This is a genomic window from Saccharopolyspora spinosa NRRL 18395 (assembly GCF_000194155.1).
Lineage (GTDB): Bacteria > Actinomycetota > Actinomycetes > Mycobacteriales > Pseudonocardiaceae > Saccharopolyspora > Saccharopolyspora spinosa.
This window is the reverse complement of the sequence record NZ_GL877881.1, coordinates 299533-317435: the sequence shown is the minus strand read 5'-3', so window position 1 is coordinate 317435 and position 17903 is coordinate 299533. Positions and strand designations below refer to the sequence as shown.

Annotated in this window: 17 protein-coding genes; 9 read left to right on the top strand and 8 right to left on the bottom strand. The window is 66.3% G+C overall.

Translation table 11 applies throughout. The features are described 5' to 3' along the window. The first annotated feature begins 63 nt into the window (after nt 1–63). On the top strand, nt 64–1311 hold the full coding sequence (locus tag SSPN_RS52805) for a helix-turn-helix domain-containing protein (protein ID WP_010314105.1): 1248 nt from the start codon (nt 64–66) through the stop codon (nt 1309–1311). Between the two features lie 236 nt (nt 1312–1547). Then, a complete protein-coding gene (locus tag SSPN_RS0134730; protein WP_010314103.1) occupies nt 1548–1736 on the top strand; it encodes a hypothetical protein in 189 nt (62 codons plus the stop codon). Between the two features lie 537 nt (nt 1737–2273). On the opposite strand, the gene SSPN_RS0134725 is transcribed toward SSPN_RS0134730, so the two are convergent. The 6 genes from SSPN_RS0134725 to SSPN_RS0134700 form a co-directional block, all read right to left on the bottom strand. Beyond that, complete coding sequence (locus SSPN_RS0134725; protein WP_010314101.1) at nt 2274–3284, bottom strand: hypothetical protein; 1011 nt, start codon at nt 3282–3284, stop codon at nt 2274–2276. Between the two features lie 101 nt (nt 3285–3385). Then, entirely contained in the window at nt 3386–4699 is a 1314-nt protein-coding gene (locus SSPN_RS0134720; protein WP_010314099.1) for a hypothetical protein, read from the bottom strand. 111 nt (nt 4700–4810) lie between these two features. Beyond that, entirely contained in the window at nt 4811–5575 is a 765-nt protein-coding gene (locus SSPN_RS0134715; protein WP_010314097.1) for a hypothetical protein, read from the bottom strand. A 316-nt stretch (nt 5576–5891) separates the two neighbouring features. Further along, nucleotides 5892–6857, bottom strand: coding sequence for a DNA/RNA non-specific endonuclease (locus SSPN_RS0134710; protein ID WP_010314095.1), 966 nt, complete (start codon nt 6855–6857; stop codon nt 5892–5894). A gap of 41 nt (nt 6858–6898) precedes the next feature. After that, nucleotides 6899–7972: a trypsin-like serine peptidase gene (locus tag SSPN_RS47310; RefSeq protein ID WP_010314093.1), complete on the bottom strand. Its 1074-nt coding sequence runs from the start codon at nt 7970–7972 to the stop codon at nt 6899–6901. A gap of 70 nt (nt 7973–8042) precedes the next feature. Further along, nucleotides 8043–8759: a LuxR C-terminal-related transcriptional regulator gene (locus tag SSPN_RS0134700; RefSeq protein WP_044576598.1), complete on the bottom strand. Its 717-nt coding sequence runs from the start codon at nt 8757–8759 to the stop codon at nt 8043–8045. A 299-nt stretch (nt 8760–9058) separates the two neighbouring features. Here SSPN_RS0134700 and SSPN_RS47305 point away from each other — a divergent pair, with 299 nt between their 5' ends. The 3 genes from SSPN_RS47305 (at nt 9059) to SSPN_RS0134685 (ending at nt 10532) form a co-directional block, all read left to right on the top strand. Continuing rightward, the gene (locus tag SSPN_RS47305; RefSeq protein ID WP_010314089.1) at nt 9059–9655 is read left to right on the top strand and encodes a hypothetical protein; all 597 of its coding nucleotides are present in this window, start codon (nt 9059–9061) and stop codon (nt 9653–9655) included. A 91-nt stretch (nt 9656–9746) separates the two neighbouring features. Next, nucleotides 9747–10043: a hypothetical protein gene (locus SSPN_RS0134690; RefSeq protein WP_010314087.1), complete on the top strand. Its 297-nt coding sequence runs from the start codon at nt 9747–9749 to the stop codon at nt 10041–10043. A 156-nt stretch (nt 10044–10199) separates the two neighbouring features. Then, nucleotides 10200–10532: a LysM peptidoglycan-binding domain-containing protein gene (locus SSPN_RS0134685; RefSeq protein WP_010314085.1), complete on the top strand. Its 333-nt coding sequence runs from the start codon at nt 10200–10202 to the stop codon at nt 10530–10532. Between the two features lie 38 nt (nt 10533–10570). On the opposite strand, the gene SSPN_RS0134680 is transcribed toward SSPN_RS0134685, so the two are convergent. Then, complete coding sequence (locus SSPN_RS0134680; RefSeq protein WP_010314082.1) at nt 10571–11695, bottom strand: hypothetical protein; 1125 nt, start codon at nt 11693–11695, stop codon at nt 10571–10573. An 894-nt stretch (nt 11696–12589) separates the two neighbouring features. On the opposite strand from SSPN_RS0134680, the gene SSPN_RS0134675 reads away from it, so the two are divergent. Together SSPN_RS0134675 and SSPN_RS0134670 are read left to right on the top strand one after the other, a co-directional pair. Then, nucleotides 12590–13636, top strand: a complete 1047-nt coding sequence (locus tag SSPN_RS0134675) for a YncE family protein (RefSeq protein WP_029536028.1) — start codon at nt 12590–12592, stop codon at nt 13634–13636. 322 nt (nt 13637–13958) lie between these two features. Continuing rightward, a complete protein-coding gene (locus tag SSPN_RS0134670; protein WP_010314077.1) occupies nt 13959–14186 on the top strand; it encodes a hypothetical protein in 228 nt (75 codons plus the stop codon). A 209-nt stretch (nt 14187–14395) separates the two neighbouring features. On the opposite strand, the gene SSPN_RS0134665 is transcribed toward SSPN_RS0134670, so the two are convergent. Further along, a complete protein-coding gene (locus SSPN_RS0134665; protein WP_010314075.1) occupies nt 14396–15757 on the bottom strand; it encodes a cryptochrome/photolyase family protein in 1362 nt (453 codons plus the stop codon). A 132-nt stretch (nt 15758–15889) separates the two neighbouring features. Here SSPN_RS0134665 and SSPN_RS0134660 point away from each other — a divergent pair, with 132 nt between their 5' ends. Both SSPN_RS0134660 and SSPN_RS0134655 read left to right on the top strand, forming a co-directional pair. After that, complete coding sequence (locus SSPN_RS0134660; RefSeq protein ID WP_010314072.1) at nt 15890–17377, top strand: SDR family oxidoreductase; 1488 nt, start codon at nt 15890–15892, stop codon at nt 17375–17377. Next, nucleotides 17377–17718, top strand: a complete 342-nt coding sequence (locus SSPN_RS0134655) for a hypothetical protein (protein WP_010314070.1) — start codon at nt 17377–17379, stop codon at nt 17716–17718. Before SSPN_RS0134660 ends, SSPN_RS0134655 begins: the two co-directional genes overlap by 1 nt. Nucleotides 17719–17903 lie beyond the last annotated feature (185 nt).

Genomic DNA, 17903 nt, shown 5'->3' with positions numbered 1-17903 from the left:
ATGAACCCCAACGTTTTGTTTGGGGAACCCGATCGGACGCACCGTACCCTGATAGGTATGCGGTTGGACGATGAAGCGACAGTCGGCGAACGCATCGCCTACTTCCGGCGGCGACGCGGCTACAGCCAGGCGGTTCTGTCCGGTTTGCTTGGGCGTTCCGAAGAATGGTTGTCGCAGATCGAGCGTGGTGCTCGCGACCTGGACAAGCTATCAACGATTCTGCGAGTCGCGGAAGCGCTAAAATTAGAGCCAACGAAACTACTGCCGGGACCATTCCATTCTACGCCGCGTCTGGGTGCTAATGGCGCAACGTTGGGCACCGCGCCCGAAGTGGTGCCAGCGATTGAAACCGCAATGCTCAGGTATGACGGAATCGCGTCACTTATTGGGGTTCCCGATCGTGGTCCGGTAAACACAGACGAGCTCAGAAGGTCCATCTCGTTCGCTTTTGTCTGTTCTCAGACTGAGCAGTGGTCACGCATGGCACCTCTGGTGCCCGAGATGATCACGGACAGCTATCACGCGGTCCGCCAAGCCGACAGCGACGCAAGTAAGCGCGAGGCGAAGACTTTGGAAGCTCTCGTCTATCGCGTAACGAGCGGAATGCTGGATCGTCTCGGCGAAACACGCTTGCCGTGGGTTGCCGCAGAACGATCTATGGCAGCAGCGGAACAAACCGGAGATCCACTGTTGATCGCGGGGGGGGCATGGAGATTAGCCGTTGTTCTGCGCCACGCTGGACGTCTAGCCGAATCCACTGATGTGCCCATTGCGGCAGCGGACGCACTCCGCAGAAACGACAAAAATGCTAGTCCTGAGCACCTCAGCATGTACGGTTCTTTGTTGCTAAAGGGTGCGGTTGGAGCGGCGACCATGAACGACCATTCAGCGGCACGGGATTACCTTCGTGAGATTGAACGTACCGCAGAACGCATCGGGCAGGATCGCAACGATTTCTGGCTAGCATTTGGACCTACGAACGTCGCGATTCATCGAGTATGGCTCGCCCTGGAAATGGGCGACCCTTCTCGCGCGATCGATCTGTCGGATTCGGTCCCAATGGGCCGCCTGCCACCTGAACTAGCGGAACGACGCACGTCGCATTTGATTACCGTGGCATGGTCTTTCTACCTCCGCAGGAAATACCGCGAAGCGCTGGACCTGCTCAAGGAAGCAAAAGAAGTCGCTCCCGAACAATTGATCTTTACCAGTCGTGTGCACAGCATGTTGCGCGGAATTCTTCAGCGAGAGAGAAGATCTATTAAGACTGACCTGCGGGAGCTTTCCGATTTTGTAGGCGTCGCCGCATGACATGGTGGCCCCGGTCGTTTCACCGGGGCCACCGTTGTGTCTGAAGGTTTAGAATGTTCCGGCTAAGCTGTGGCGGATCTCGCAGAGAGGGCCACTGTTTCATGGCCCATTTCGCACGAAATTGCCACCTCCCCAAGGCGGCCGGGATGGTGGGTGGGCTGCGAGCGCATGATGATCAATAGGCCGATCAAGGTTCGTAGACGCGGCAGCAGCAGGCTCTGCTGCAGTTCGCGCACGTGTCGGTGCGCCGCGCGACCGGACCGGCGGACCTGGTCGACACCGACCAGTGGCGGACCGGTGAGGTCAACGTCGCTTCCGGTTGGCGGGTGAAGGTGACGAGCTACGTCATCGAGAACGGCACCCGCACCGAGGTGGACCGTTCGGTGCTAATCCTGGGCGCGGTCAGCAGCTCGCTTTCCCGGTGAGGAAGGGCGGCCGGTTCCCGGAACCGTCACCCGGCGCTACGCAACGAGCCGATCGAGAATTCACCCCCTACGCGCGGGAGACGCGGGAGAACGCGTTCAATCGGTGTCGATATTGGCCGATATTGGTGATGTCGAAACAGGTGAGGGGCACCCTTGGGCGACTGTGCCGCTCAAGGGTGCCCCTCACCTCGTATCCCGGCGCGGGAGTACGCGTTCAACCGTGTCTATATTGGACGAGCTGGGTGACGTCGAAAACTGGGGTCGACGCCGGAAGGCGTCCGAGGGGGGGGCTGTTGCGGAATCCCTTGGGCAGAAGCGGAACGCAATGGGAGTCGACGAGTCCAGATCGTTTGTATGCGCGCCTAGAGATCCAGCGAAACTTTTAGAACGGATGAGCGTGATCCTGGTCGCGTCGGTGCTGTCGTGGGCGATCTTCTTACTCGCCGGCTGGATCTGACGGCGCCGGGGCCGGAGGCGCAGCCAGCTCCGGGTTCCACCGTGCTCCGAGCGTCGGGCGAGGTACCCGAGGCGTTGGCGTCACGCTCGGCTGTGGAGAGATTCTCGTTGCGCCGGTGCCCCTCGGGGCGCCGACGCGGGTTGCGGACTTGGTGCCGCCTCCATGACTTCTTGGCCTCGGGCGTCGACGACCTTGGTGAACAGGTGTTGTGCAGCTCCGAAGATGACGGCCCAGCCGATGATCTGCGCCGATGAATCGAGGGACGTCAAACCGGGTACGAAATCGCCGCGCATGAGAAGGAGCCCGAGCACGGCTGTCAAGGCACCGGCCGGGAGCTTGAGGCACGCGAGCGCGAGCGGCACGTTGGATGCGGTCGGGTTACCTCTGAGCTGGTGTAGCGTTGCGGCAGCGGTCACCGCCGCCGCAACGAACCCGGCGGTTTCGACGACTGCGTAGTCGCCACTCGACGCGGCCAACGCCGCGCTCACGTTCATATTTCCGGTGAACGGGTGTTGGTCGAGCGGACACACGACTATCAGTCCGCGAGGTGGTTCGAGAACCTGTGCTGACGGCACGTTGGGGGTGGGCCCGAAGCAGATCGGCAGCAGTGTCGGAATGAGGGCGCTGAAAATCGCGATCGTGACAGCTATGCCCAGCAGGCCGATGGCCCAACACCACACCAGTTGGGAGAAACTGCGCTCGCGGACGACCTCGCGCTCTTGAGCCCGGTACGCCTCACGCACGGCGTCGATCACGGTCTGTCGTTGAGCCTGGACGAGTCTGCCGCCCTCGGAGCTCTTGAAGATCTGCTCGACGGCCAAACGGCGCCTGTCCTCGGGCAGCAGGCTCGCCTCGAGCAGCATGAGGAGGTCGGCCAGCATGCCGTGGAGATCTTCGAGCGAAACCATCTGGAGCGCGAGGACGTGGGCCGCGTGGATGTGGGCGAGCGCGCTGTCCACCCCGTGCGCCCGCCGCGGCCACTGAGTGCCGAGGACATCGCTGTGAGCGCACTCGAGGTGGTCGCGGGCATTGGCCGCCAACTTCTCGGTGCACAGCCCGCTCGGCGCGGAGCAGTTCTCCGCCCAGTCCACGAATGCCCTCAGCTCGTCTATGCGGGCGAGTGCCCTGTACCCCCAAGGCCATCGCCAATCGGAGTCTCGGCGCGAAGCGGTTCGTGGGGAGTTCACGGCTCTCACCTGCGCAGCGATCGAGCAGCCGACACCGCGGCCCACGCCACCTCTGGATGCCGGATGTCGGAGTGGGCCTGGGCGAACCGGGACAGGTTCCGGTTGATGACGTCGTTGGCGTCGAGGCGGTAGAACACGTCCGGCTGGAACCCGTAGTCCGTGCCCTGCTGGCCCATCTTGAGGGTCTGGGCCCCGCTCTGCTGGTAGCCGTCGTAGCCCATCGCTCCCCAGCGGTAGTTGATCCGGTCCACCAACTCGGCGTCATGCCAGGCCAGCCTGCTGGCGTTGGGATACAACCAGGCGACTGCGCGGTCGGCCTCGCTGAACGTGCACACGAGCGGGCCGTCGACCCGGTCGACGCAATCGGCCAGCACACCCGCGCCGTCCCGCACCGGAGCTCGCGGTGCGAACGCGAAGTGGCTGAAAGCGCCCTGCAGCAGGTACAGGGACTTGACCGGGCTGTTCGCGCCACGCAGCTCAGGCGGGAGCCCGCTGAGGGCGAACGAAACGAGCCGGGCGCCGAAGCTGTGGCCGAGGAGATGCACGCGCACACCGGGGATGGTGTGCGCCATCTGCCCGAGCAGGGGGCCGAGGCCGTCGCGGCCGACCACCCCGGCGCGTTCCTTCATCTCGTAGTAGCTGAGGACCCGCAACGTCTCTCGCGCTCCCCGCCACATCCGCCCGAACGGGCTGAGCGCCCGCTCGCTTCCACCGTCGACGGGTGCGAGGGCCGCCATCGCGTCGAACACTCGTCCCGGTGGTGCGCTGAGCACCGCTGCTTCGCCCGCGTCCTCCGGGGCGTTGCTGGAAGTGGTCACGAGTCCTCTCGTGAGGCGGAGGAACTCCAAGAGCCGGTCCCGGTCCTGCGGCTGCCGGTCGAGCAGCTGGCCGATCTCGTCCAGCCGCTCCTCCTGGGCCGGGAAGGCAGGCGCGAGCGCCTTCGCGAGGTCGGCACCGGTGGACGTTTCCCCGGTGCGTTGTGGGGACGCCAGAGCTCCTAGGTCCTGCGTCGCCGATGATCGCGGGACCGGCGGACCGGTATCTCCCGGGGCATCCTCGGGGAACAGCAGTGCGGGCCACAGCACGCCGACGAACGCCGTATTCGCCCGCTGCTCGGCCGAGAGCATCCCCGCGATGAGCCCGAACATCGCCGCGTTCAGGTCACGTGCCCCGTCGAAGGAGCTGTTCCAGCCGTGGCTGAAGACGAATAGCTCGCGCAGCCCCGCTGTCGTCTCGGGCAGGTTTCCACCCTGGCGGAGCACGCCCGCAGCGTCGAACTCGACCTCCCAGTACGGCACATCGCCGAGATGTGACTCCATCTCTCCTCCCCAGATCGCAGACACTGCACCGCGAAAAGACGGTTCTGCATGGACCAAAGAGGATCCGGCAGGTTCCGGACGAGGCTCATCGCTCGCAAGGGCTGGGCCCGGCTAGCGGTCGGTCGGTACGGCGATTTCGCCGTCTTCCCGCATGAGCCGATCCAGGACCTCGTCTGGCATCCACACCCGGTGCGGGTAGTCGGTGCCCCAGGAGTTCAGGATCGGCACGGCACCCAGCTCGTCCGCGCGAGTGTTGCCGAGCACGGCATGTACGTCATCAACCGATACTGCCCAGCGGAACACCTTGATGCCGGCGGCCGCGTCGGCGGCGTAGTGGGTGCGCTCGGTGTAGTCGTCGTTGGCGTAGGAGTTCGCCCAGTCGACGTGCCCTGTCGAGGCCAAGACCTCGGCCGCGGCGCGGCAGGACGTCCCGTTGGAATCGCCCGGTTTGGTCTCGGGCCACTGATCGCGTTCCTTGCCCCGATCCCACAACCACCAGGCCGTGTACATCTCCTCGTTGAGGATCGTCATGCACCGGGTCCAGGCGAATCCGACGCAGGCGCCCTCGCTGCCCTGGTCGTAGAACTTCCACCACTCCTCGCGGTCGGGTTCCCCGCCGGGTTCCAGGCACACGGCGTGCCCGCCCCGAATCCTGGTCAGCGACTTCGCCCCCTCCCGGGCCACGAACGGAACACCGTCCTGGCCCGCTTGGGGGCGGTCGAATTCGGTGTACCAGTTGACACCGATCACCACCGGTACTTCTGCGGGTTGGCTTGCAGCGGTCAACGGGTATTGCTCGACGTGGCGCCAATCGTCGGGGAGGAAACGCCCCAGGCGCTGATCATCTGGATCTCGATCGATCGGGCGGTACCGCATGGCTCCTCCACTCTCGCTGCGCAGCTGCCCGTTCGCTGGAACGCGGGCGGGCAAGACCAGTAAGCCGGTGGCGCGCGGGCGGCAGCAATGAGCACATCGATCCAAACAGGATCCAGGCGGTCCACCCATCGGCGAACCAGTCGGTGCCCGCCGCTCGAGCCGCCAGAGGCGGCAGCACCGCGTGACTTGCCGGTTGATCGTGTGCCGGGTCGAGGACAAATCCACCCGATGCCCTCGTCTGGCGGTACTACGCCTGCGGCGAAAACTAACGTTCCGTTACCTGCACCATCAATCAGGACTAGATTGCAAACGGCTTCTAGAGCACCAAGTTCGAGTAGTCGTCCTTCAACGGCACCCGGTCCAGTCGTGCTTCGAGCCCGTCGGATGTCAAGGGGGTTTCGTGCGGTTCGAGGTACTGGAAATCAAGACCCACGCGTTCTCGAAGTTGTTCCAGCGAGACGCGGTACGTCCCGGCATCGAAAACGGCTTCGAAGGGGAGCATGTCTTCGATAAGTTGCGTTTGCTCGAGCAGGTACCCGGAAACGCGCAGCGCACCAGCGGGTTTGCAGTAGCCGACGACCTTCCAGTACGCCAGCGGGAGCCGGACGCCCTTGTACAGCGGGTCGTCATCGGTCATGACCGGGCCGGTGAACACGGTCATCTTCTTGTCCGTCAGGTCGGCGTTGTCGAGGATGAAGTTCTCAAGACCCTGCCAGAGCTCTTTCCCCTGGTTGAACTTCTCGTGCTGCGGCGCGCAGTTCGTGAAGTGGAACGTGTCGTCGTTGGCTCGTGCCAGGTCGTCTCCCCAGACCGGATCGAGCCGCCGGACGAGGTGCCCCCGGTCCAGCGCGTTGCGCCGGTAGAGGGCCTCGCCGATCTGCTCCGATTCTGCGATGCGGGAGTCGAAGTACCACTTGTCCGCCTGTCGCTGGAAATCGATGCTCCTGCTGCCGTCGATGTTCACCACTGTGTAGTAGGCGAGTTGGCGGCGCCGGTTCACGACAATGCTGAAGTGTGTGTAGGCGAGGACAGTGGGATCTCCGCCGGGCGGGCCGTTGTTGGCCTTCGCGGCGTTGCGGCGCTGTTCCTCGGAGAGTTCCGGCAGCGGTAATTCGGGCCCGAGGAACTCCGGGTCGTACCCGGTGTAGCCCTCGTAGTAGGTGCGGGGGCGGGCGATTTCGAGCGGCGCGCCATCGAGGTACTCGACCTGAGCGATTCCGGCAGCGGTCGATTCCCCCACTTCTACCGTGATGTTGAGCGGAACGGACAGCTTGTGCTGCATGATCGGGCCTTTCGTGTCGTGGTCGACTCGTCGGGTGCTCTTCAGGAGAATTCCACCCCGGCCCGCTGGAGTAGCGGGTCGTCCGCAAACCGCCACAGCGGCACCGCCTCGTTGCCCTGGAGGTATCGACCTCCGAAGTGCAGGCCGATGACCATCGACGTTTCGAGGTCGAGCAGGCACGATCCTGAATTGCCGCCGAGGGTCGAGCAGTCGTGGATGACGTTGCCCGATGCGGAACGAACCTCGCCCGGCTGCAGTCGCTTGACGTTGTAGACGCCGGCGAAGATCCGCTGCATATCCTCCGGATCGTTGCGCCTGGAGTCGGCGGCCGGATAACCGACGACGTACACCTTGGTCCCGCTGCGAACACCGGGGGCGCGGGCGATGGGCAGGGGATCGATGCGAGGCGTTCCGCCAGGGCCGTCCGGCGCGCACCGCAGCAAGGCCAGGTCGACGGCGTCGTGCATGCCGATGATCTCGGTCAGCCGCAGCTCTCGGGGATGCGAAGCCGACAGTTCCTCGTTGTAGTCCACCCGTCCCGTCATGCCGGGGGCGAACGACCACGCGCGACCATCGTTGCTGGCGAACTCGGTTGCGACGTGCCGGTTGGTCATCACGACGTCCGCTGCCGCCAACCAACCCGTCCCCACCCAATCGATGTCCGGATGCCCCTCGACCTCGATCCGTCCGACGCGGGGCAGGACGTCCTCGATGGCGGCCCGGTGGTTTTCGAGTTCGTCGGTCCAGGGTTGTGGCGCCGGGAAGAACTGACTGTCCTGCACCAGAATCGCGGGCCTGGCCATGAGCAGGACGATCGCCTCCAGCGCCGCGCGCTCGTCCGCATCGACGTCGGCGCGGGCGCCATCGCGCAGCAGCTTCCGGACAGCGGTGCGTCCGGCCGGGACCAACTCCTCCAGGTGCCCGCGCGATTCCGCCTCGAGTCGTGGCAGCTCGCCCGGCTCGGCACCGACGACTGGCTTCGTCACGTACTGCGAGCGCCCGGGGGCGATCTTGCGGACGACAACTGCGTTGTCGTCGTTCAACTCTTCTTCGATCCGTGGCAGATCGCGTTCGTGGCGCAGTGCTTCTGCTACGACCTCATGCCCGGACATCATTCCCCCTCATATCAGCCAACATCCGTGGTCCGGCGGTAACCAGCTGCGCCATGCAATTACCTCCCGCGGGCTAATCCGGGCGGCAGTTGGAGTGCGGTCTGTTATTGGGCGGGAGGGCGTGGTGCAGCGTGGAACGGACAAGGACGGAGTGGTCCAAGCGTTGCTGCCGGGCCCAAGCAGCGGCCGCGGCACGGCCCTGCAATCCCAGCTTGTCCAGGATGTTGTGCACGTGGTTCTTTACTGTCGCCAAGGCGATGCACAACCGCCGGGAGATCTCCTGATTGGACAATCCCTGCTCCAGCAGCACGGCGACTTCCGCTTCCCTGCGACTCAGGACCCTCGCGCTCGGACTGGGTTGTAACTCCGCCGACAGTTCGGCCACCCTGCGGCACAGGGCAGCGGCAACGCGCGGCGAACAACGCAACTCCCCATTGGCAACGCTGCTTATCGTCCGAATCAGTTCGGAGATCGAATGTTCCCGTGTCAGGTAACCGGCCGCGCCCAACTCGGCGTACGCAAGGATGTCATATTCTTGGTCGGAAACGCCCAAGGTGATGATCCGCAGCCCGGGATTCCTTGCCAGCAAGGCGATCACGGCGCTGGGGCCGTCCGGCAAGTCGGCGATGTCAAGCAGTACCACCGGGTGCTTGCGCGCGGTCAGATCGGGTTCGAGTTCCTCGGGCTGCGCATGGGTGGAGACGACCACGAATCCGTCGGTGTTCTGCAGGACGAGGGCCAATCCCTCCCGGTAGAACCTCGTCGCGCCAATGATTATGAGCTCGATCATTGTGAACCACCCCGGCACCGCGCCATCGGCACTCGGCGCCTCGCCTCCAGCTGGTCGCCCGGCTCGTGTTCACGTTACCGAGCCGAGGACCGTTGTGGGTACGGCAATTGGTCCTAGTTCGTCGACCGTTCGATCTGCCGCAGATGGGAATGTGCTTAGCATTAGCCCGCAACGGCTTTTGGGTAAGGGCGCCAGGCCCTTCGGCTGTTGCGATTGCGCAGGGGGCGGTGTCATGTTCGAAACGCATCTGGACCGGGAGGGAATATTCCAGATGTTGTTCCGTTTTCTGTTCGCGGAGGATGTGTTCATCATGGCGAAAACCGCGACGCGCACCCCCCACCGTCTACACCGCCCGTGCCGATGCGGGTCAAGCGAAGGCGATTGCCGCGACCGAGTCCTCGTTCACCATCGAGGTCCGGTTCCTCGGTGGGCTGACGGAGGTGCAGCAGGCCGCGTTCGCCCAGGCCGCGGACCGGTGGGCTCGCGTCATCGTGGGTGATCTGCCGGAGGTCGAAATCGATGGTGACGTCATCGACGACCTCCTCATCCTCGCCCAAGGGGTGAGCATCGATGGTCCCGGCAGGATCCTCGGTCAGGCCGGCCCGACGCACGTACCGACGGCGGGCGCAGGCGCCTCGGCCTTCCTGCCCGCGAAGGGCGCGATGTCGTTCGACACCGCCGACCTGGCGAAGATGGAAGAAGAGGGCACGCTCAACGACGTCATCACTTACGAGATGGGCCATGTAGTCGGCGTCGGCGGCCTGGTGTGGTCGCTCCCGAACCTGCTGGAGCTTGCCGAGGAGGGGGCGCTGGTCACGCACGCGACCCCGATCGACTCGGGCATCATGCTGCCCACGATCCCGCTGGAACTACCGGGCGAAAGCCTTCGGCACTGACGGCCTTCGGCGGAGCCATCCGGTCGGTTCGCGTCCCGCCCGGCCTCGGGAGCGCAGGGAGCGCAATGATGCCCGAGCAGCGAGCAAGCTCGTGCGGTCCCAGCTCAAAGACGCGCGCACTGCGGTGGTCGTAGCGCTGGAAGGCCGGGAATGGCCGCTGGGCTGGAACGACAAGGCTTGGGCTCAGTCGTGGTCGGTCTACTGGTCGGCTTTGGCGGGACGCATGGCGGATGACGCGTTCCGCAAGGTCGCCGAGGCCTACAACTACCTGGAGTTGTTGCAGAGCGGCCTCGCAGCTGGCGGCAGGGCGTTGGTCGGCAATGACGAGAAATTCCTGAACGACGTGCGGACGAGTATCGATGCGGCCGAACCGTTGGTAACAGGTTGAGCAATGCCAGGATCGCTCGGCGCACCGGTCAGGTTCGTGGCCAGATGGATCCTCAATGGATCCCGCTGCTCATTGCCGCAGCACGCGGGCTGCGCCTTACATGGACACGGAATGTCTGTGCGCCGAGCGCGCAGCTGACCACGAGGAGGCGTAGCAATGACCAACTGCAACACTTACACGGTGCAGGAGGGCGACACGCTCTCCGAGATCGGCCAATGGTTCCACGTCCCCTGGCAGGAGCTCCAGCGCATCAACAACATCGAGAACGCGAACCTCATCTTCCCCGGCCAAGTTCTGCGCCTTTTGAAGAACGGGAACGTTTGCAAGACCTACACCGTGCAGGATGGGGACACGCTCTCCGAGATCGGCGAGCAGAACCACGTGAGGTGGCAGCTCCTGGGGCACTACAACCACATCGCCAACCCGAACGTCATCCAGATTGGACAGACGATCTGCATTCCGCACCCGCAAGGCCCATCGGGGGTGTAGCGGCCCGGATATCGAGACCACCGGCGCGGATGGGGGCGTCACGCGCCCTCTCCGCAGCCGTGCCACTTCTGCATGTGCGTGGCGTGTGTGCGCAAGTACGCCCCGGGCTTGAAGAAGCGGTCGTAGAAGTCGAGGTCGAGGTGGTGCGCCTGGACGTAGTTCAGGATGAACACCGTCGGCACCGTTGCCGGGAACTTCCCGAAGGTGTCGAAGACGTACTGGGCCTGGAGCGCGACGCACGCCTTGAACTCGTCGTCGTGGACTAGGGCGCTTCCGCGGACCCGGGGCGTGTCGGTCCAGGCGCCCGGGGTGTTGCGGTGAAACGGGCCGCCGGGCCCGAACTTGCGTTGGGCGAACGCCTCCACCGCGGCGGCCATGTCGGGGTGGTGCGGTGGGCAGTATGCCTCGAAAACCCCTTCCCGGCCGGTGGGGTTGGGGGTGGACCAGCGTTCGTCCTCGTCGTAGCGGAAGCCGAGGCCGGGCACGTCGGGATTCCCGGAGGCGCCGAGCATCGAGAAGCGGTCGATCCCGTCGAACATCCACCCGCCGAGCCCCATCGCTTGGAGCATGAGCACGCCGGCGTAGCAGGCGGTGCCGAGTTCCGCGGTGGCCTCGGTGAGCGCGTACTGCTCGCTGAAGGTGAGCGGGAACGGCTCCTCGACGTCGACCAGGCCGCTGAACTTCTCCAGTCCAGGGATCTTGCGGTCGTTGACGTCGTCGTAGATCGCGTAGCCGTTCTGGGCGAAGAAGCACAGGACTGCGATCAGGTGCTGGGCGATGTCGGCCACCGGAATCACCAGCAGCGAGCCGGGCACGTTGACGCACCAGGTGTTGTGCCCTTCGAGGTAGGGCTCCTCCGCGGGGAGGTAGAGCCGTCCGGGGGAGAGCCGGTGCACGCGCTCGCGGTGGCGCTCGACCATCAGCTCGGGCGTGAGCTCTTCGGCCGCCGGGTCGACGAGCGCGCCCGCGTCGCGGGTCGGGAAGAAGTAGAGCCCGGAGTCGTCGGTGAAGAACAGTTCGGAGGTGTGGAACCCGGCCGCGGAGGGGAAGGTGCGTCCGGCGGCCGCACCGGCGTAGTTCGAGACGTGCGGGGCGTAGCGGGCGTGGCGGGTGATCGAGTAGTGCCAGCCCGTCGTCCCGCCCATCGCACTCAGCACGAGCATCTGTTCGAGCTCTGTGAGGGGAAGCGGCTCGTGCTTGGACCGGTAGGCAAGCGGGCCATCGGGGATCTCGTCGCCTAGGGCGAAAGAGCGTCTCGACCAGGGGGAAGGCCGCGAGTTCCTGGAGCGCCTCGGCCCTGGTGCTGATCGTCTGCTCGAAGCTCACCACGCCCTCCTCGGCCTCTCACGAGGACGACTCCATCGTCGCCCAGCCGTCGGCAGTTGCAACCCGGAGAAGCCCTTCGCGTGCTCGCCTCGTGGTGCGAGCCGGTGGAAGCGGAACCGTCAAGTTCCACCAGACCGTGGCGGGCTGCGGTGCTACCGCCACGCCGTGCGGCTACGACTCCCGGCACCACCATCTCCCGGCACCACCGTCCATTCTTCGCTGGTCCACGTTCTGGGTGCTGTGAACAACGGGATCTTTTGTTCACATTGGACAGTGCGCGCCAGGTGCGCTCCCGGCCCGCCAGACCAGCGCGGCCCGCGTCGCGTCCGGCCGGTAGCCGTGGTTTGCCGTACTGGCCACGGGGGAATGCGGAGGGGACGGATGCTCCGTCATCCGATCGTTGCATCATGTCCGAAGGCGGATGTCATGGCGCAGGGAAAGCAGACACCACGGGAACATTCCTCCGAACCGGCTGAGGGACCGCAGCAGCAAGCAGACATCAGGAAACCGACTCCTGGTGAGCAGGGGGCGAAGGCTTCCACCGTGGAGGCCGAACTGCGCCTCCACGCGGATACCGCAACAGAAGGCGAATGACCCTACTCCGGCGAATCCGGCCACCTTCGCCGCAGTGTCGCTACTTTGCTGTTTTGGCGTTGGTGGCGTCGACTACCGTCCGCAGTGCGTGGGCGAGTGCCACGGCGTTGTCGACGGCCCTGAAACGCATGGCTGGAATGCGATCAGCTCACGGCGCCGCATGGCGGCGCGCACGTTGGACGCTGTCGTCGATCGGGGCCTTCGTCGCAGTGTTGGTGGTAGCACTGGCCGCGGCCTGTTCACCGGCGCCAACGACGGTGGCCCTGCCGCTGCGCGCCGTGGGCGAGGTGGAGCTACCCGGGAGCAGCTCGCGATTCGACTACGCCAGCCTGGATTCGGAACGCGGACTGCTCTTCGCGGCGCATCTCGGAGCCGGTGAGGTCGTCGAGATCGACGTTCGCGCGCACCGCGTGGTGCGTGTGATCCCGAACGTGCCACAAGCGCACGGTGTGCTCGTAGTTCCCGCGCTTCACCGGGTGTACGCCACGGCAACCGGCAGCAACGCGATGGTCACGATCGACGAGGAAACCGGTCAGGTGATCAACCAGACCCCGACCGGCGCGTACCCCGACGGCTTGGCGTTCGACCCGCGCCGGAACGCCGTGTGGACCACCGACGAACGCGGTGGTTCGGAGACCGTCATCGACGCCTCCAGCGGCACCGCACGGGGCACCGTCACTCTGGGCGGCGAGGTCGGCAACGTCGCCTACGACCCGGTCGCGGATCAGATGCTGGTGGACGTCCAAGCCCGTGACGAGCTCGCCGTCATCGACCCCACCAAGCTCACCGTCACCAGAACGATCCCGCTGCACGGCTGCGACCACGACCACGGGCTGGCGCTGGACCCACCGCAACGACTGGCGTTCGTAGCCTGCGACGGCAACGACGAGCTGCTGACCGTCGACATCGACACCGGTGCGGTCGCCGCGACCGCACCGGTCGGCCACCAACCCGACGTGCTCGCCTACGACCCGAGCGCGCGGCGGCTGTACGTGGCAGCCAAAAGCGGCTGGCTGACGGTGCTGGACCAGCACGACCACCAGCTGGAGGTGAGGGGCTCCGGGCATCTCGCCGACAACGCGCATGTGGTCACCGTGGACCCCACCACCCACCACAGCTACTACCCCGTGCCCAGCGGAACGAGCGGCCACCCGGCCCTGCTGGAACGAGAGCCCGTCGGCTGACCAGGACATCGCGATGCGCCGCTGCGCCGCTGCTGCGCAGCTTCGCCGAACCTGTGCAAGGTGCTAGGCGGCGCGTGCGACGGAGGGGATTACGGCGTCGCGACCAGACCGGTCAGGAATCGAGAAGCGTCGGCCCCCGAGCCGCGCCTAGCGTGACTGCCGTGGACATCGTGAACGGCCAACGGCGAAATCGCCGTCCGAGGTGGCCGAAGGCGCGGCGCTGCTGCCGTCGATCGCCATCACCAACGTCCACAGCAACCGAACGTCCCCACCCCGGTAGGTCGCCGGTGTCCGGGGCCGCCCGTCTTCAGAGGAGTTCCCGATGAATTTGAACAAGTGGATTCGGCAGAGCCACCGCTGGCTGGCCGTCGCCTTCACGGCGACCGTGATCATCACCACCGTCGCCTTGGCACAGGAAGAGCCCGTCATCTGGGTGTCCTACGTGCCGCTGCTCCCGCTCGCCCTGCTCCTGTTCACCGGCGTGTACTTGTTCGTGCTGCCGTACACCGCCAAGCGCGGCCGACAGCGGAGCACCGCTCGCGCGAAATGACCCGACAACACGTGCGATGTCTGCCAGTCCCGGCTGGGCATTTCGTGCGTCCAGCGTCGGTTTGTTGCTGTGGTTTACCGGGTTTCGCCGGTAATTGTCTCTTGTGGACTTCGCCGGGGGCGAGGGGGCGCAGGTTCGGATCTCGATGTTGGTGGAGGCTCGCTGAACGGAATGGAAGATTCGGCGGGCCTCTTCGCGCGGCTCCGGCGTCAGGACCTCCCCCGCGTGTTGCGGAAGTGCGCGTTGGCCTCATCGACGTCGACGAGCGGCGCGGGGTAGCCGAGCCGGTCGCGTTCAGTGGGATCCATGCGCCGGGGGTCGTGCAGGGCGGCCGTTGGGAGGCTAGCGAGTTCCGGCACGTACCGGCGGATGTAGTTGCCGCTCGGGTCGTACCGCTCGGCCTGGCGCATCGGGTTCAGCACCCGGTTGGGTCGGGTGTCGGCCCCGGTGCCAGCGACCCACTGCCAGTTCATGTCGTTGTTGGCGACGTCCCCGTCGACGAGCAGGTCGAAGAAGTGTTGCGCGCCGAGCCGCCAGTCGAGGTAGAGGGTTTTGGTGAGGAAACTGGCGGTGATCAGCCGCGCTCGGTTGTGCATCCAGCCCTCTCTGCTGAGCTGGCGCATCCCGGCGTCGACGATGGGTATGCCGGTGCGCCCGTCCCGCCACGCCCGGAACGCCTCCGGGTCGTCGCGCCACCGGTCGCCCCGGGACCGGTAGTCGAGGTGGCTGCACCCCGGCCGCGCGGCCAGCATCTGGTGGTGGAAATCCCGCCAGGCGAGCTGGCGGACGAAAGCGCGTTCGGGTTCGCTGCGGCCGGCGCGCGCGACGATTTCCACCGGCGACAGGCAGCCGAAGTGCAGGTAGGGCGACAGCCGTGACGTCGCGTCCCCCGCGAGGTCGTCGTGCCCCTCGTCGTAATCGGCAACGCCCTGTTCGAACCACCGCAGCATCTGCTGCCGAGCCGTGGTTTCCCCGCCGCGGGGCAGTTCGGGGGACAGCGCGCCCGGGCAGAGGTCCTCGCGGGCCGGCATCGGCCCGGTCCGCACGCCATCGGGCATCCGCAGCGCCTCCGGTGCCGCAGCGATGCGCCGCGGCGGCGTTTCCACCCAGCGCCGGAAGTACGGGGTAAACACCGCGAAGTGGTCCTTACCGGCTGGCGTGACGCGGCCCGGCGGGTGCGCGGTGACTACGGCTTCGTGGACGTGCAGCGTGCAGCCGTGTTCGGCCAGGGCAAGCCGCAGCCCGTTCTCCCGGGACCGCGCGTAGGCGCTGACGTCCGCGGCGACGTGTACCTCCGTCGCACCCACCTCGTCGACCAGCCGAGCGACCTCGATGGCCGGGGTGCCGTGCCGGACGACCAGGCCGCCGCCGGCCTCGCCCAGCGATCTCCGTAGGTCCCGCAGGCAACCCAGCAGGAACGCGATCCGGTTCGGCCGGGTGAAGGGCAGCTGGAGCAACGTTTCGTCGAAGACGAAAAGGGGAACCACGCGATCGGCCCGCGCGGCGTGGCGCAGGACGGGGTTGTCGTGCACCCGCAGATCGCGGGTGAAAAGGCAGATCGTCGTGCGCAATGGCTTCGGCCTCGTCTGTCTACACCGGAATCTGACGGAGGCTACCAGTCGGCCGGATCGCGGATGGGCCTGTACCGCACGGCAAGACCAGCGCGACTTGCGGTAGGACCAGCGGTCCTTAGGGTTGGCGGGATGGCGGCTGGTGCATCGAAGTTGTGCCTGGTGACCGGAGCGACCGGCTACGTCGGCGGTCGGCTGGTGCCGCGTCTGCTCGCCGATGGCCACCGAGTGCGCTGCCTGGTCCGTTCGCCGGAGAAGCTCCGCGACGTGCCGTGGCGGGACCAGGTTGAGGTGGCGCGCGGGGACCTGCTCGACGCCGACGCGGTGCGGGCCGCCTGCGACGGCGCCGATGTCCTGTTCTACCTCGTGCATTCCTTGCAGCAGAAGGGCTTCAGCGATCTGGACCGGCGTTCGGCGTCCATCGCGGCTCGAGAGGCCGAGCGGGTCGGGATTTCGCGGATCGTGTACCTGGGTGGTGTGCATCCCGCTTCCGGGGAGCTTTCCGAGCACCTCCGCTCGCGTGCCGAAGTCGGTGAGATCCTGCTGGGCAGCGGCGTGCCCACCGCGGTGCTGCAGGCGGCGGTGATCATCGGCTCCGGCTCCGCGAGCTTCGAGATGCTGCGCTACCTCACCGAGCGCCTGCCGGTGATGGTCACGCCGCGCTGGGTGCGCAACCGGGTCCAGCCGATCGCCGTGCGGGACGTGCTGCACTACCTTGCCGCCGCCACAGACCTGCCGGCCGACGTCAACCGGAGCTTCGACATCGGCGGCCCGGACGTGCTGACCTATGCGGACATGATGAACACCTATGCGGCGGTGGCCGGGTTGCCGCGGCGGCGGATGCTGCCGGTCAAGGTCCTCTCGCCCGAGCTCAGCTCCCACTGGATCAACATCGTCACGCCCGTGCCGCGCAGCATCGGCGCGCCGCTCATCCAGTCGTTGATCAACGAGGCGGTCTGCTCCGACCACGACGTCGGAGATCAACTCCCGCCACCCGAGGGCGGATTGACCTGCTTCCGGGACGCCGTCGCGATGGCGTTGCGCAAGATTCAGCGTGGCGAGGTGGAGACGCGGTGGGCGGACGCCTCGCCGACCGGTGCCCCGTGGGAGGCGCTTCCAACGGACCCACCGTGGTCCGGCGGCACGGTCTACCGGGATGTGCGCGAGGGTGCGTCGAAGTCGTCCCCGGAGGACGTCTGGCGGGTCGTCGAGGGCATCGGCGGTCGCAACGGTTGGTACTCGTTCCCGCTCGCGTGGGCGGTGCGGGGGTGGATGGACCGACTGGCCGGTGGCGTCGGCCTGCGCCGCGGCCGGCGGGATCCGCGACGACTGCGCACCGGAGACGCGCTGGACTGGTGGCGCGTCGAGAGAATGGAGGAGGGCCGTTTTCTCCGGCTGCGCGCCGAGATGAAGGTGCCTGGGCGGGCGTGGTTGGAGCTGTCCGTCGAACCCGCGTGCGGCGGCGCGCGCTACCGGCAGTGCGCGGTCTTCATCCCGAGGGGGCTGCTCGGACACGTGTACTGGTGGGGTGTCGCGCCCTTCCACGGCTTGGTCTTCGGTGGCATGGTGCGCAGAATCCTCGGCGCAGCCTCGCGAGGTGCGCTCGATCGACACTGTTGATGATCCGGTTGCCGGGCAGGCCGCCGATTCGGCGGGCCGAAGCCAGCGACATCCCGCACCCTCCACGCATGTACGACGAAGAAGTGTCTGGACTGCACAACCAGATCGTCCACGAGCTCAGCCTGGCGTGCTGGCTGGTCGGCAACTGCCTGGAGCGCGAGGAGTGCTGGTCTTCCCCGGAAGCGCGGGGGCACATCCTGCGGTGCTGCGCAGCGGTGGTGGCTTGCGTTGGACACCTCGCGGACCGGATTTGCGACCAAGATCCGACGGTGGCGGCCGAGGTGCGGCGACTGGCGGCGCTGCTGGAACACCACGGCGAGCAACTCGACCGTCCCGAGTGAGCACGGTGGCGCCCGCCGTTCGGGGGCGCGCGCCGGTGCTGGCGTGGCCGGAAGGGTCGCCGAGATGGTGCTTTCCCTCGGTCAGCGCCCACGGCTGCGAGTAGGTGGCCGTGTCCTGTTGTTCCAGTGGCTGCCCGATCCGACAACGCGCCCAATGCGGACGATCTCGTTCCACGCCTTCGCGC

What these genes read in the sequence shown, in the direction of transcription:
- SSPN_RS0134720 (WP_010314099.1), bottom strand. Translation starts at nt 4,699, where the DNA reads ATGGAGTCACATCTCGGCGATGTGCCGTACTGGGAGGTCGAGTTCGAC.
- SSPN_RS0134715 (WP_010314097.1), bottom strand. Translation starts at nt 5,575, where the DNA reads ATGCGGTACCGCCCGATCGATCGAGATCCAGATGATCAGCGCCTGGGG.
- SSPN_RS0134710 (WP_010314095.1), bottom strand. Translation starts at nt 6,857, where the DNA reads ATGCAGCACAAGCTGTCCGTTCCGCTCAACATCACGGTAGAAGTGGGG.
- SSPN_RS47310 (WP_010314093.1), bottom strand. Translation starts at nt 7,972, where the DNA reads ATGATGTCCGGGCATGAGGTCGTAGCAGAAGCACTGCGCCACGAACGC.
- SSPN_RS0134700 (WP_044576598.1), bottom strand. Translation starts at nt 8,759, where the DNA reads ATGATCGAGCTCATAATCATTGGCGCGACGAGGTTCTACCGGGAGGGA.
- SSPN_RS47305 (WP_010314089.1), top strand. Translation starts at nt 9,059, where the DNA reads ATGTGTTCATCATGGCGAAAACCGCGACGCGCACCCCCCACCGTCTAC.
- SSPN_RS0134685 (WP_010314085.1), top strand. Translation starts at nt 10,200, where the DNA reads ATGACCAACTGCAACACTTACACGGTGCAGGAGGGCGACACGCTCTCC.
- SSPN_RS0134680 (WP_010314082.1), bottom strand. Translation starts at nt 11,695, where the DNA reads ATGCTCGTGCTGAGTGCGATGGGCGGGACGACGGGCTGGCACTACTCG.
- SSPN_RS0134675 (WP_029536028.1), top strand. Translation starts at nt 12,590, where the DNA reads ATGCGATCAGCTCACGGCGCCGCATGGCGGCGCGCACGTTGGACGCTG.
- SSPN_RS0134670 (WP_010314077.1), top strand. Translation starts at nt 13,959, where the DNA reads ATGAATTTGAACAAGTGGATTCGGCAGAGCCACCGCTGGCTGGCCGTC.
- SSPN_RS0134660 (WP_010314072.1), top strand. Translation starts at nt 15,890, where the DNA reads ATGGCGGCTGGTGCATCGAAGTTGTGCCTGGTGACCGGAGCGACCGGC.
- SSPN_RS0134655 (WP_010314070.1), top strand. Translation starts at nt 17,377, where the DNA reads ATGATCCGGTTGCCGGGCAGGCCGCCGATTCGGCGGGCCGAAGCCAGC.